This window comes from Kosakonia arachidis, from assembly GCF_900116535.1.
GTDB classification, from domain to species: Bacteria; Pseudomonadota; Gammaproteobacteria; order Enterobacterales; family Enterobacteriaceae; genus Kosakonia; species Kosakonia arachidis.
Genome location: NZ_FPAU01000001.1, coordinates 559188 through 572981 on the forward strand (window position 1 = coordinate 559188; position 13794 = coordinate 572981).

A 13794-nucleotide genomic window follows, 5' to 3' on the forward strand; every position below is an offset into this window, starting at 1 on the left:
ATGTGGCAGTGAATAAAAACAGTGCAACAAATTTCTATTGGGGCATGCGTGTGAACCTGCGCTAACGGGGTTTACTCTCGGAGTCTTCATGCGATGAGCAAGGAGTCAGAATGTTAGATATAGTCGAACTGTCGCGCTTACAGTTTGCCTTGACTGCGATGTACCACTTTCTGTTTGTGCCACTGACGCTTGGTATGGCGTTCCTGCTGGCAATTATGGAAACGGTCTATGTCCTCTCCGGCAAACAGATTTATAAAGATATGACCAAGTTCTGGGGCAAGTTGTTTGGTATCAACTTTGCTCTGGGCGTGGCAACAGGCCTGACGATGGAGTTTCAGTTCGGGACTAACTGGTCATACTATTCCCACTACGTTGGGGATATCTTCGGTGCGCCGCTGGCAATCGAAGGGTTGATGGCCTTCTTCCTCGAATCCACATTTGTTGGTTTGTTCTTCTTCGGTTGGGATCGTCTCGGCAAAGTGCAGCATATGGCAGTCACCTGGTTAGTCGCGCTGGGTTCTAACTTGTCAGCATTGTGGATCCTTGTAGCTAACGGCTGGATGCAAAACCCCGTCGCGTCTGATTTCAACTTCGAAACCATGCGCATGGAGATGGTGAGCTTTGCCCAACTGGTGCTGAACCCGGTTGCTCAGGTTAAATTCGTTCACACCGTGGCTTCCGGTTATACCTGCGGTGCTATCTTTATTCTCGGTATCAGCTCTTATTACCTGCTGCGTGGGCGCGACACCGCTTTTGCTAAACGCTCCTTTGCTATCGCTGCCAGCTTTGGCATGGCCGCTGTTCTGTCTGTTATTGTGCTGGGTGATGAATCCGGTTACGAAATGGGTGACGTGCAGAAAACCAAACTGGCTGCCATTGAAGCCGAATGGGAAACGCAACCGGCTCCGGCGGCATTTACCCTGTTTGGCGTGCCAGACCAGGATAAGCAAGAGAACAAATTTGCTATCCAGATCCCTTACGCGCTGGGCATTATCGCGACCCGTTCGGTGGATACCCCGGTTATCGGCCTGAAAGAGTTGATGGTGCAGCATGAAGAGCGTATCCGTAACGGTATGAAAGCGTACCAGTTGCTGGAGCAACTCCGTTCAGGTTCTACCGATCAGTCTGTTCGCGAGCAGTTCAACAGCGTCAAGAAAGACCTCGGTTATGGCCTGTTACTTAAACGCTATACGCCGAATGTGACCGATGCGACTGACGCACAAATCCAGCAGGCGACGAAAGACTCTATTCCGCGCGTTGCGCCGCTGTACTTCGCGTTCCGTATCATGGTGGCGTGTGGTGTTTTGATGCTACTGATTATCGCTGCGTCCTTCTGGACAGTGATTCGTAACCGTATTGGCGAGAAGAAATGGCTGTTGCGTGCGGCGTTATATGGTATTCCGTTGCCGTGGATCGCCATTGAATCCGGCTGGTTTGTTGCCGAGTACGGACGCCAGCCGTGGGCGATTGGTGAAGTGTTGCCGACCGCAGTGGCTAACTCGTCGTTAACCGTTGGCGATCTGCTGTTCTCCATGATTCTGATTTGCGGCCTTTATACGCTGTTTATGGTGGCGGAAGTGTTCCTGATGTTCAAATTTGCTCGCCTTGGGCCGAGCAGCCTGAAAACAGGTCGCTATCACTATGAGCAGTCCAGTGTGGCTTCTCAGCCGGCACGCTAAGACAGGAGTCGTCAAATGATCGATTATGAAGTATTACGTTTTATCTGGTGGCTGCTTGTTGGCATTCTGCTGATTGGTTTTGCTGTCACAGATGGCTTCGACATGGGTGTCGGCATGCTAACCCGCGTGTTGGGTCGTAGCGACACTGAACGCCGCGTGATGATTAACGCCATTGCGCCCCACTGGGACGGCAACCAGGTTTGGCTGATCACCGCTGGCGGCGCGTTGTTCGCCGCCTGGCCGATGGTTTACGCTGCCGCATTCTCCGGTTTCTATGTCGCGATGATCCTTGTGCTGGCTTCTCTTTTCTTTCGTCCGGTTGGTTTCGACTACCGCTCGAAAATTGAAGACAACCGCTGGCGCGGGATGTGGGACTGGGGCATTTTCATCGGTAGCTTCGTACCGCCGTTGGTGATTGGTGTGGCGTTTGGCAACCTGCTGCAGGGCGTACCATTCCACCTCGACAACGATATGCGTCTGTTCTACACCGGTAACTTCTTCCAGTTGCTCAATCCGTTTGGTCTGCTGGCGGGCGTGGTTAGCGTGGCGATGATCCTGACGCAAGGCGCGACATATCTGCAAATGCGTACCGTGGGTGAACTGCATCTGCGTGTTCGCGCTACAGTGCAGATCGCCGCACTGGTGACGCTGGTCTGTTTCGCGCTGGCTGGTGTGTGGGTGGTTTACGGTATTGATGGCTATGTGGTGACCTCTGTGATGGATCATCACGCACCGTCTAACCCGCTGCTTAAAGAAGTTGCGGTACAGGCTGGCGCCTGGCTGACGAACTTTAACAACATGCCTGTGTTGTGGGTGATCCCTGCGCTGGGCGTTGTGCTGCCGTTGCTGACCGTATTGACCGCGCGTCTGGATAAAGCTGCCTGGGCATTTGTGTTCTCTTCGTTGACCCTGGCTTGCATCATTCTGACCGCCGGTATCGCGATGTTCCCGTTCGTCATGCCGTCAAGCACCATGCTGAAAGCCAGTCTGACCATGTGGGATGCGACCTCGACCCAAATGACGTTGAATCTGATGACCTATGTTGCTCTGGTATTTGTGCCAATCGTTCTGCTTTACACCATCTGGTGTTACTGGAAAATGTTCGGCCGTATCACCAAAGAACAGATTGAAAGTAATACCCACTCTATGTACTAAGTAAGGAGCTGAATATGTGGTATTTCGCATGGATCTTAGGAACGCTTCTTGCCTGTGCTTTTGGAGTGATTACCGCCCTGGCGCTGGAACATGTTGAAGCGTTGAAAGCCGGACAAGAAGAAAAGTAATGGAAAAAGTTATCGCAAAATTGTATGCGGTAATGGATAAGGGCCCGTTAAGGGCCCTTTCCTTAATAATGGCGCTCTTGCTGGCCGGCTGCATTTTCTGGGATCCATCCCGTTTTGCTGCGAAAACCAGCGAACTGGAGATCTGGCACGGATTGCTGCTGATGTGGGCGGTTTGCTCCGGTGTTATCCACGGTGTCGGTTTCCGTCCGCACGCTCTTCACTGGCAGGGGTTTTTCTGCCCGCTTATCGCGGATGTCGTTCTGCTGGCTGGTCTTATTTTTTTCTTCTTTTGAATAAGAAATATCCGTTATCCTCATGGGCTTGCAAAAGCCCATAAATTTTTACTATCCGTTTACCTGAACCCATTCCAAAGCACCTTTCCCGCGCGTATAGTAGCGAAGTTTGAAAGCTCTAACTTGAGGTTGCGTCCTGAGGGTAGGCGTTCCGAAGGGCTGAAGACTTTTTTACACAGCACTGCGTTACTCGCGGTTTATTTGGAACCACCGAATCTCGCCGCTCGTGCCTTGTTCTATGTAGAAATGTCCGTCAGCACCATCCGCGAACAATGACAGGACACAACCTAATTGCATTACCGGGATGTAAAGTGAATACAACGCTGTTTCGATGGCCGGTTCGTGTCTACTACGAAGATACCGACGCCGGTGGTGTGGTTTACCACGCCAGCTACGTAGCTTTTTATGAACGAGCTCGTACAGAAATGCTGCGCCATCATCACTTTAGCCAACAAGTTCTGTTGGCGGAGCGTGTCGCGTTCGTGGTACGCAAAATGGCGCTGGAGTATTTTGCTCCCGCCAGACTCGACGACATGCTCGAAGTCCAAACGGAAATTACATCAATGCGTGGTACCGCCATGGTTTTCACGCAGCGGATTGTCAACGCAGAGAACAAAGTGCTGAATGAAGCTGAGGTGCTGATTGTCTGTGTTGATCCACTCTTAATGAAGCCTCGTGCGCTTCCCAAGTCTATTGTCGCGGAGTTTAAGCAGTGACTGACATGAACATCCTTGATTTGTTCCTGAAGGCAAGCCTTCTGGTCAAACTTATCATGTTGATTTTGATTGGTTTTTCAATCGCATCCTGGGCAATCATTATCCAGAGAACGCGTATCCTCAACACAGCAGGGCGCGAAGCGGAGGCATTCGAAGACAAGTTCTGGTCTGGCATTGAACTGTCGCGTTTGTATCAGGAAAGTCAGGGGCGCCGCGATAATCTGAGCGGTTCGGAACAAATCTTCTATAGCGGGTTCAAAGAGTTTGCCCGTCTGCATCGCGCAAACAGTCACGCCCCAGAAGCGATTGTCGAAGGGGCATCAAGGGCGATGCGCATTTCGATGAACCGCGAGCTGGAAAATCTGGAAAACCACATTCCTTTCCTTGGCACCGTGGCTTCTATCAGCCCCTATATCGGTCTGTTCGGTACGGTGTGGGGGATCATGCACGCCTTTATCGCGCTGGGCGCGGTGAAGCAGGCCACATTGCAAATGGTTGCACCAGGGATCGCGGAAGCGCTGATCGCCACTGCAATTGGTCTCTTTGCCGCAATCCCGGCGGTGATGGCGTATAACCGCCTGAACCAGCGCGTGAACAAACTGGAACAGAATTACGACAACTTTACGGAAGAGTTCACGGCTATTCTGCATCGCCAGGCATTCGCCAGCAGCGATAGCAACAAGGAGTAATCCATGGCCAGATCGCGTGGGCGGGGCAGTCGTGGCCTCAAATCTGAAATCAACATTGTACCGTTGCTGGACGTGTTGCTGGTGTTGCTGCTGATCTTTATGGCAACAGCGCCGATCATCACGCAGAGCGTAGAGGTCGATCTGCCGGATGCGACGCAATCGCAGACCGTCAGTACCAATGACGATCCTCCGGTCATTATTGAGGTTTCCGGTGTCGGACAGTACAGCGTGGTAGTGGACAAAGATCGTATGGATCAGCTACCGCCAGAGCAGGTGATTGCCGAGGCGCAGCGTCGCCTGCAATCCAATCCGAAAACCGTGTTCTTGATCGGCGGAGCGAAAGACGTGCCGTACGATGAAATCATTAAAGCGCTGAACCTGTTACATAGCGCGGGTGTGAAATCGGTTGGCTTGATGACGCAGCCTATCTGATCACTCGCCTGACAGGCGGACAGTTTTTGGGAACCGAGAGTGTCAAAGGCAACCGTACAAAACGACAAGCTTAAGCGAGCGATAATCATCTCGGCACTGCTGCACGTAATTTTGGTGGCACTGCTGATTTGGAGTTCGTTCGACGAGCATATTGATGCGTCTGCAGGCGGCGGCGGTGGCTCTGCGATCGATGCGGTGATGGTCGATCCCGGTGCTGTGGTGGACAATTACAATCGCCAACAGCAACAGCAAGCCAGCGCGCAACGCGCCAAAGAGCAGCGCGAAAAACAGGCGCAACAGCAGGCAGAAGAGCTGCGTGAAAAGCAGGCTGCCGAGCAGGAGCGTTTGAAACAACTGGAGCAGGATCGTTTGCAGGCGCAGGAAGCTGCACGCGAACAGGCCGAACAGCAGAAGCAAGCGGAAGAAGCAGCTAAAAAAGCACAGCAGCAACAGAAGCAAGCTGAAGAAGCCGCAGCGAAAGCCGCCGCTGATGCAAAAGCTAAAGCAGACGCCCAGGCAAAAGAAGCGGCAGACGCAGCGAAGAAAGCCGCCGCCGATGCGCAGAAAAAAGCGGAAGCTGAAGCCGCAAAAGCCGCTGCCGACGCACAGAAAAAAGCGGAAGCTGAAGCTGCAAAAGCTGCCGCCGATGCGAAGAAAAAAGCCGAAGCTGAAGCCGCGAAGAAAGCTCAGGCAGACGCTGAGAAGAAAGCACAGGCCGAAGCGGCTAAGCAAGCCGCCGCGGAGAAAGCCGCAGCAGAGAAAGCCGCTGCAGCTGAGAAGGCTGCTGCTGCGAAAGCTGCTGCGGCTGAAAAAGCAGCAGCAGAGAAGAAAGCCGCCGCCGCAGAGAAGGCCGCCGCCGATAAGAAAGCGGCAGCCGAAAAAGCGGCCGCTGCCAAGAAAGCCGCCGCTGAAAAAGCCGCTGCTGCTGCGGGTGTTGACGATCTGTTTGGCGATCTAAGCTCTGGTAAGAATGCGCCGAAAACAGGTGGCGGGGCGAAAGGTAATAATGCAGCCGCAGCCGGTTCTGGTAACACTAAGAACAACGGTGCATCGGGTGCTGACATCAGTAACTATGCGGGGCAGATTAAATCGGCGATTGAAAGCCGCTTTTATGACTCTTCCTCCTATGTGGGGAAAACCTGTACATTACGCATCAAGCTGGCACCAGATGGTATGCTGTTAGATATTCAGTCTGAAGGTGGCGACCCGGCGCTTTGCCAGGCAGCTCTTGCAGCTGCAAGACAGGCGAAAATTCCGAAGCCGCCAAGTCAGGCTGTGTATGAGGTGTTCAAAAATGCGCCGCTGGTCTTTAAACCACAATGAGTTTGTTAAAATTCTGCTAAATTATCGCGGGTTTTCCGCCCGGATAAGGGAGATATGATGAAGCAGGCATTACGTGTTGTATTTGGTTTTCTGATGCTGTGGGCAGCAGTGCTGCACGCAGAAGTACGTATCGAGATCACCCAGGGGGTGGACTCGGCACGCCCGATTGGTGTTGTGCCTTTCCAATGGGCAGGCCCAGGTGCTGCGCCTGAAGATGCTGGCGGTATTGTTGCTGCGGATCTGCGCAATAGCGGCAAATTCAATCCCCTCGATCGTTCTCGCCTGCCGCAGCAACCTGGCAGCGCACAGGAAGTTCAGCCGGCAGCATGGTCTGCATTGGGCATCGATGCGGTGGTTGTGGGTAAGGTAACCCCGAATCCTGACGGCAGCTACAACGTCGCTTACCAGTTGGTTGACACCGGTGGCGCGCCGGGCACCGTGCTGGCACAGAACTCCTTTAAAGTGAACAAACAGTGGCTGCGTTATGCCGCTCACGCCGCCAGTGATGAAGTATTCGAAAAACTGACCGGTATTAAAGGTGCATTCCGTACCCGTATTGCTTATGTAGTGCAGACGGCAAACAGTCAGTTCCCGTATGAGCTGCGCGTCTCAGACTATGACGGCTACAACCAGTTCCTGGTGCACAAATCGCCGCAGCCGCTGATGTCTCCGGCATGGTCTCCGGACGGGTCCAAACTGGCTTACGTGACATTTGAAAGCGGTCGTTCTGCTCTGGTTATCCAGACGCTGGCGAATGCCAGCATCCGCCAGATTGCTTCGTTCCCGCGTCACAATGGTGCTCCAGCCTTCTCGCCAGACGGTTCTAAACTGGCGTTTGCGCTGTCTAAAACCGGTAGCCTGAACATTTATGTCATGGATCTCGGTTCCGGCCAGATTCGTCAGGTGACCGATGGCCGCAGCAACAACACCGAACCGACCTGGTTCCCGGACGGCCAGTCGCTGGCGTTTACGTCTGACCAGGCAGGCCGTCCGCAGGTGTATAAAATAGGTCTCAATGGCGGCGCAGCACAGCGTCTCTCCTGGCAGGGGGCACAAAACCAGGATGCTGATATAAGTAGCGACGGCAAATTTATGGTGATGGTAAGCTCTGACGGTGGTCAGCAGCACATCGCTAAACAAGATCTGGCAGCGGGTGGCGTACAGGTTCTGACGTCAACGTTCCTGGATGAAACGCCAAGTCTGGCACCTAACGGCACAATGGTGATCTACAGCTCTTCTCAGGGGATGGGATCCGTGCTGAATCTGGTTTCGACAGATGGGCGTTTCAAAGCGCGTCTTCCGGCGACTGATGGTCAGGTTAAATTCCCTGCCTGGTCTCCGTATCTGTAATAATAAATATTTATAAAGGAATCAAAGAAATGCAACTGAACAAAGTGCTGAAAGGCCTGATGCTGGCTCTGCCTGTTATGGCGATTGCTGCGTGTTCTTCTCACAAGAACAACACCAGCGACCAGAGCGGCGAAGGCATGATGGGTGCTGGCACTGGCATGAACGGTAATGGCAACATGTCCTCCGAAGAACAAGCGCGTCTGCAAATGCAACAGCTGCAGCAGAACAACATTGTTTACTTCGATCTGGACAAATATGACATCCGTTCTGACTTCGCAGCGATGCTGGATGCTCATGCTAACTTCCTGCGTAGCAACCCGTCCTACAAAGTCACCGTAGAAGGTCACGCGGACGAACGTGGTACTCCGGAATACAACATCGCCTTGGGTGAACGTCGTGCTAACGCCGTTAAAATGTACCTGCAGGGTAAAGGCGTTGCCGCAGACCAGATCTCCATCGTTTCTTACGGTAAAGAAAAACCTGCAGTACTGGGTCATGACGAAGCGGCTTACGCTAAAAACCGTCGTGCCGTACTGGTTTACTAAGAGAATTGCATGAGCAGTAACTTCAGACATCATTTGTTGAGTCTGTCGTTACTGGTTGGCATAGCGGCCCCATGGGCCGCTAATGCTCAGGCGCCAATCAGTAGTGTCGGCTCAGGCTCGGTAGAAGACCGAGTCACTCAACTCGAGCGTATTTCCAATGCTCATAGCCAGCTTTTGACTCAACTTCAGCAACAACTTTCCGATAATCAGTCCGATATTGATACTCTTCGTGGACAAATCCAGGAAAATCAGTATCAGCTAAATCAGGTGGTTGAACGCCAACAGCAAATATTGCAGCAGATAGGCAATCTGAGCAGTGGCACCGCAGGACAGACGCAGCAAGCTTCCGGCGATCAGAGTAGTGCGGCGGCGCAATCGCCAGCAGCGGATACGGGCGCAAATAATGGTGCGGCAACGTCTGGTGCTCCCGTTCAAAGCGGCGATGCGAATACGGATTACAATGCAGCGGTTGCGCTGGTACAGGATAAATCCCGCCAGGATGATGCGATCGCTGCTTTCCAGAGTTTTGTCAAAAAGTACCCAGATTCAACCTACATACCGAATGCCAACTACTGGCTTGGTCAGTTGAATTACAACAAGGGTAAAAAAGACGACGCTGCTTATTACTTTGCCTCTGTGGTGAAGAATTACCCGAAATCACCTAAAGCGCCTGATGCCATGTTTAAGGTCGGCGAGATAATGCAGGACAAAGGTGACAGTGCTAAAGCGAAAGCGGTTTACCAGCAGGTGGTCAGTAAATACCCTGGTACCGAAGGCGCGAAACAAGCGCAAAAACGCCTTGGTTCTATGTAATGCATAGCGCATGACCAGAAATCGTGTTTTTTCTGGTCTTGTCGCCTGAATCATAAGCAGTTAAGTCATTCTGGTTGAAATTGTTGTTGCGCTGGATTCTTAAATCAGTAATATATGCCGCCGTTGCCACGGGATATGTCTTAAACCAGAAGCAACTAAAAGTGGGTCGTTAGCTCAGTTGGTAGAGCAGTTGACTTTTAATCAATTGGTCGCAGGTTCGAATCCTGCACGACCCACCAATTTAACATCGGGGTGGAGATGTTAAGCGTGAAGGATAACGTTGCGTAGCAACGGCCCGGCAAGGTAAAGCCGAGTCATCCTGCATGACCCATCACTTAAAGCAGTATCCAGCATGTAGTATCGGGTGATTAGCTCAGCTGGGAGAGCACCTCCCTTACAAGGAGGGGGTCGGCGGTTCGATCCCGTCATCACCCACCACTCGGGTCGTTAGCTCAGTTGGTAGAGCAGTTGACTTTTAATCAATTGGTCGCAGGTTCGAATCCTGCACGACCCACCAATTTAACACCAATCTAATGGTGTTAAAGGTGAAGGATAACGTTGCAGCAGCAGCGGCGCCACAGGGCGAGGCAAAAGCCAAATCATCCTCCACGATCCACCACGTAATGTGGTTCCTGGTTTAAATTATCTTCGAAGTCACTACCCTTATGGGTCGTTAGCTCAGTTGGTAGAGCAGTTGACTTTTAATCAATTGGTCGCAGGTTCGAATCCTGCACGACCCACCACTTTCAACGTGGGTGATTACTTCGAAGAGCAGTCCCGAAAGGGGTCGTTAGCTCAGTTGGTAGAGCAGTTGACTTTTAATCAATTGGTCGCAGGTTCGAATCCTGCACGACCCACCAATGTAAAAAAGCGCCCTAAAGGCGCTTTTTTGCTATCTGCAATATACAAGATTCGAACCTGCGGCAGGTTCGAGTCGACAAAATTGTCGGGAACAATTTTGAACAACGCGACAGCGTTGGCCCGAAGGGCGAGTCTCAGGATGAGACGAGTAGTGCAGTGAGACAACGGAGCCGCTTGCGGCGACGGCCCGAAGGGTGAGCGAAGCGAGTCATCCTGCACGACCCACCAATGTAAAAAGCGTCCTAAAGGCGCTTTTTTGCTATCTGCCCTTTTTAAATCTCGTAGTATCCATTTGTAGGCCTGCCAGGCGTAGCGCAACTGTCGGAGGCACATCTGTTATTCCTTAAAAATTCCTCACGACATTTTTTACGCAATCGGCTATCTTGTTTAGTATATAAAACATCTCTATCGTATTAGCCGCTTACCTGGCGGCTAATACGGTTGCTAAGTTCAGCAAGAAAAACGAGTAAGCATAATGAGCGTAATGTTTGACCCTGAAGCCGCAATCTATCCTTTTCCGCCAAAACCTCTGCCGCTGGATCAGCAAGGCAAGCAATTTTACCGCGAGAAAATCAAACGCTTGCTGAAAGAGCGGGATGCGGTGATGGTTGCGCACTACTATACCGACCCGGAGATCCAACAACTGGCGGAAGAGACGGGTGGCTGTATAGCTGATTCGTTGGAGATGGCGCGCTTTGGCGCCAGACATCCAGCCTCCACGCTGCTGGTTGCAGGCGTTCGGTTCATGGGCGAAACTGCCAAAATTCTCAGCCCGGAAAAAACCATTCTGATGCCAACGTTGCACGCCGAATGTTCGCTCGATCTGGGTTGCCCGATTGAGGAGTTTACTGCTTTCTGCGATGCTCATCCGGACCGCACCGTGGTGGTCTACGCGAATACCTCGGCCGCAGTGAAAGCGCGCGCCGACTGGGTCGTAACATCCAGTATTGCCGTGGAGCTGATTGAGCATCTCGATAGTCTGGGGGAGAAAATTCTCTGGGCACCAGACAAACATTTGGGAAGCTACGTGCAGAAACAGACCGGTGCAGATGTGCTTTGCTGGCAGGGTGCCTGTATTGTTCACGATGAGTTTAAAACCCAGGCGCTGATGCGCATGAAAGCGCTCTACCCGCAAGCCGCTATTCTGGTGCATCCGGAATCACCGCAATCGGTCGTGCAAATGGCGGATGCCGTGGGGTCCACCAGCCAATTGATTACCGCGGCGAAAACGCTGCCGCACCAACAGCTTATTGTGGCCACTGACCGGGGTATCTTTTATAAGATGCAGCAAGCCGTACCGGAAAAAGAGCTGTTTGAAGCACCGACGGCGGGCGAAGGGGCGACTTGCCGTAGTTGTGCTCACTGTCCATGGATGGCGATGAATGGCCTGAAAGCGATTGCAGAAGGGCTGGAACATGCAGGTGCTGAGCATGAGATCCACGTTGATGCGGCACTACGCGAAGGTGCCTTGGTATCGCTGAACCGCATGCTGGACTTTGCGGCTACACTACAGGCTTAATACTTTTTAACGCGTAACAATACGCTCTGAGGAAAGAATGGATTTTTTTAGTACACAGAACATCCTGGTACACATACCGCTGGGTGCCGGTGGGTACGATCTCTCATGGATAGAAGCCACAGGCACACTGGCGGGCTTAATTTGTATCTGGCTGGCGAGCCTGGAGAAAATCAGTAATTACGCGTTTGGTTTGATAAACGTCACGTTGTTCGCCATTATCTTTTTCCAGATCCAGCTCTACGCCAGCCTGTTACTCCAGCTTTTTTTCTTTGCTGCCAATATTTACGGTTGGTACGCCTGGTCACGTCAGACATCGCAAAACGAGGCTGAGCTGCAAATTCGCTGGCTACCGTTGCCGAAGGCGCTGGCATGGTTGGCCGTGTGCGTGGTTGCGATTGGCCTGATGACCGCGTTTATTGATCCTGTCTTTGCATTTCTGACCACCATTGCCGTTTCAGTCATGCACACTCTGGGGCTGAATGTGGCGATGCCGCAACTACAACCGGATGCTTTCCCGTTCTGGGATTCCTCCATGATGGTGTTGTCGATTGTGGCGATGATCCTGATGACGCGCAAATACGTTGAAAACTGGCTGCTTTGGGTGCTCATCAACATCATCAGCGTGGTGGTTTTCGCGTTACAAGGCGTGTGGGCGATGTCGCTTGAATATCTGATCCTGACATTCATTGCGCTTAATGGCAGTCGGATGTGGATGAACAGCGCGCGTGAGCGGGGTTCTCACGCGTTTTCACATTAATGGTGATGGTCAGGCTGTGATTCTCCCAGCGTGCAGTCTGGCCCGTTACAGCGCTGATACTCCATCTGCACGGTGGCGTGCTCAATCTGGTAATGATGGGTGAGGAAATGCTGGATCTCACTGAGTAACTTATCGTGATCCCGCGGCGGAATAACTTGTACATGCAATGTCATTAATGGTTTTTCACCGACCAACCAGACATGAACATGGTGTACGTCACGCACTTCCGGAATGGCACGGCGCAAATGGCGTTTCAGTGTGCCAATGTCGAATGTCGACGGCGCGCCTTCCAGCAATTCATTGACGCTTTCCTTCAATAGGTGCCAGGCGCTACGCAACACCAGCGCGGAAACCAGCACGGAGAGTATTGGATCGACTGGTGTCCATCCGGTCAGCATAATCACCAGCGCCGCGACGATTGCCCCAACGGAACCGAGCAGGTCACCCAGTACATGCAACGCCGCGGCACGCACATTGAGGTTCTTCTCTTCGCTACCGTGATGCAGCAACCAGAACGCCAGTATGTTTGCCAGAAGACCGGCAATGGCGATCACCATCATGGTTAATCCGGCGACCGGCTGCGGATGGTAAAAGCGTTGAAGGGCTTCCCAGACAATCCACACGGTAATCAGCACCAGCGCCAGCGCATTCACAAAGGCGGCGAGTGTCGTCAGCCGCAGCCAGCCAAACGTACGATGTGCGCTGGGCGGCTGACGCGCAAACCAGACAGCTAATAGCGCGAAGAGCAGGGCAGCGGCATCGGTAAGCATGTGACCAGCATCAGCCAGCAGCGCCAGCGAGCCGGATATAATCCCGCCGACCACCTCTATCAACATGAAAATGGTGGTGACGATAAATGCCAGCAACAAACGCCGGACGTTGGCATCGGCAGGAGAGTGTGAATGTGAGTGCGCCATAAATGGCTCCTTCCTTTTAACCAGGCTGAACGTCTTACATCATTACAGATTTTTAACCGGTGAGAAGAAAAAAATAAGGAGAGCCAAAGCTCTCCTTACCTATTAACCTCTTACGGCGTCACTCTTTTTACTGGGTTGTACCATCGGTTTTGGTATCGACATCATTATTGGTGCCATTACCAGTTTGGACTTTTTTGTTCACGTCCGGGCAACGCCCGTCCTTACACATCGTGTTTTTGTGCACTTCATCTTTGCTCATATGCTGTGATGAGTGAGTCTGATGTGTACCCGAAGCGGAATTTGTGCTGCCGTTGTTAATTTTGCTGTTATCAACCCCTTTCGGCGCAAGGTTTTGCTTTGCATCTGGGGCTGTCTGCCCAGCAGCTGCCGAGGCGTTGGCCTGACCATTATTGGATGAAGCATCCGATGCAGAATCGGCAGCCAATGCTGCCCCACTTGCAAGGGTCAGGGTCGAGGTCAGTAAAAGCGTCGCTAATTTATTCATTTTCATCATAAAGCTCCTGTTCTGGTCGTTTTCATCACCGGCAAAGGCGATAAAAGCAGCGCGAACGAGTTATCACGCTCAGTGGTGAAAGATGCCGATTTAATGATTAACG

15 protein-coding genes and 5 tRNA genes are annotated in these 13794 nt (G+C 52.2%); 18 read left to right on the plus strand and 2 right to left on the minus strand.

Annotated features, from left to right (window positions below; translation table 11 throughout):
* The first annotated feature begins 110 nt into the window (after positions 1–110).
* The 18 genes from cydA (at position 111) to pnuC (ending at position 12260) form a co-directional block, all read left to right on the plus strand.
* Positions 111–1679 (plus strand): cytochrome ubiquinol oxidase subunit I, encoded by a 1569-nt coding sequence (cydA, locus tag BM427_RS02720; RefSeq protein WP_090118982.1) that lies wholly within the window; start codon positions 111–113, stop codon positions 1677–1679.
* A 15-nt stretch (positions 1680–1694) separates the two neighbouring features.
* Positions 1695–2834: a cytochrome d ubiquinol oxidase subunit II gene (gene cydB, locus BM427_RS02725; RefSeq protein WP_090118984.1), complete on the plus strand. Its 1140-nt coding sequence runs from the start codon at positions 1695–1697 to the stop codon at positions 2832–2834.
* Positions 2835–2848: 14 nt separating this feature from the next.
* Positions 2849–2962 (plus strand): cytochrome bd-I oxidase subunit CydX, encoded by a 114-nt coding sequence (gene cydX / locus BM427_RS02730; RefSeq protein WP_090118986.1) that lies wholly within the window; start codon positions 2849–2851, stop codon positions 2960–2962.
* A complete protein-coding gene (gene ybgE / locus BM427_RS02735; RefSeq protein WP_090118988.1) occupies positions 2962–3255 on the plus strand; it encodes a cyd operon protein YbgE in 294 nt (97 codons plus the stop codon). Before cydX ends, ybgE begins: the two co-directional genes overlap by 1 nt.
* 311 nt (positions 3256–3566) lie before the next feature.
* Positions 3567–3971 (plus strand): tol-pal system-associated acyl-CoA thioesterase, encoded by a 405-nt coding sequence (gene ybgC, locus BM427_RS02740; protein ID WP_090118990.1) that lies wholly within the window; start codon positions 3567–3569, stop codon positions 3969–3971.
* Positions 3968–4660, plus strand: coding sequence for a Tol-Pal system protein TolQ (tolQ, locus tag BM427_RS02745; RefSeq protein WP_090118992.1), 693 nt, complete (start codon positions 3968–3970; stop codon positions 4658–4660). The genes ybgC and tolQ overlap by 4 nt, the downstream gene beginning before the upstream one ends.
* A gap of 3 nt (positions 4661–4663) precedes the next feature.
* On the plus strand, positions 4664–5092 hold the full coding sequence (gene tolR, locus BM427_RS02750) for a colicin uptake protein TolR (protein ID WP_090118994.1): 429 nt from the start codon (positions 4664–4666) through the stop codon (positions 5090–5092).
* 39 nt (positions 5093–5131) lie between these two features.
* Positions 5132–6415, plus strand: coding sequence for a cell envelope integrity protein TolA (gene tolA / locus BM427_RS02755; RefSeq protein ID WP_090118997.1), 1284 nt, complete (start codon positions 5132–5134; stop codon positions 6413–6415).
* Positions 6416–6472: 57 nt separating this feature from the next.
* On the plus strand, positions 6473–7765 hold the full coding sequence (tolB, locus tag BM427_RS02760; protein WP_090118999.1) for a Tol-Pal system beta propeller repeat protein TolB: 1293 nt from the start codon (positions 6473–6475) through the stop codon (positions 7763–7765).
* A 29-nt stretch (positions 7766–7794) separates the two neighbouring features.
* Positions 7795–8310 carry a peptidoglycan-associated lipoprotein Pal gene (gene pal / locus BM427_RS02765; RefSeq protein ID WP_090119001.1) on the plus strand — a complete coding sequence of 172 codons (516 nt, stop codon included), beginning with the start codon at positions 7795–7797 and terminating at the stop codon, positions 8308–8310.
* A 9-nt stretch (positions 8311–8319) separates the two neighbouring features.
* Positions 8320–9123, plus strand: a complete 804-nt coding sequence (gene cpoB, locus BM427_RS02770) for a cell division protein CpoB (protein ID WP_090119003.1) — start codon at positions 8320–8322, stop codon at positions 9121–9123.
* Positions 9124–9286: 163 nt separating this feature from the next.
* Positions 9287–9362 (plus strand) — tRNA-Lys (locus BM427_RS02775).
* Between the two features lie 123 nt (positions 9363–9485).
* Positions 9486–9561 (plus strand) — tRNA-Val (locus BM427_RS02780).
* A 3-nt stretch (positions 9562–9564) separates the two neighbouring features.
* Positions 9565–9640: transfer RNA gene (locus BM427_RS02785), tRNA-Lys, on the plus strand.
* Positions 9641–9790: 150 nt separating this feature from the next.
* Positions 9791–9866, plus strand: a tRNA-Lys gene (locus tag BM427_RS02790).
* A 41-nt stretch (positions 9867–9907) separates the two neighbouring features.
* Positions 9908–9983, plus strand: a tRNA-Lys gene (locus BM427_RS02795).
* Positions 9984–10459: 476 nt separating this feature from the next.
* On the plus strand, positions 10460–11503 hold the full coding sequence (gene nadA, locus BM427_RS02800; protein ID WP_090119005.1) for a quinolinate synthase NadA: 1044 nt from the start codon (positions 10460–10462) through the stop codon (positions 11501–11503).
* 37 nt (positions 11504–11540) lie between these two features.
* Positions 11541–12260, plus strand: coding sequence for a nicotinamide riboside transporter PnuC (gene pnuC / locus BM427_RS02805; protein WP_090119007.1), 720 nt, complete (start codon positions 11541–11543; stop codon positions 12258–12260).
* On the opposite strand, the gene zitB is transcribed toward pnuC, so the two are convergent.
* Both zitB and BM427_RS02815 read right to left on the minus strand, forming a co-directional pair.
* A complete protein-coding gene (gene zitB, locus BM427_RS02810; protein ID WP_090119009.1) occupies positions 12257–13177 on the minus strand; it encodes a CDF family zinc transporter ZitB in 921 nt (306 codons plus the stop codon). The genes pnuC and zitB overlap by 4 nt on opposite strands.
* Before the next feature lie 127 nt (positions 13178–13304).
* Positions 13305–13688 carry a YbgS-like family protein gene (locus BM427_RS02815; protein ID WP_090119011.1) on the minus strand — a complete coding sequence of 128 codons (384 nt, stop codon included), beginning with the start codon at positions 13686–13688 and terminating at the stop codon, positions 13305–13307.
* Between the last annotated feature and the right edge of the window lie 106 nt (positions 13689–13794).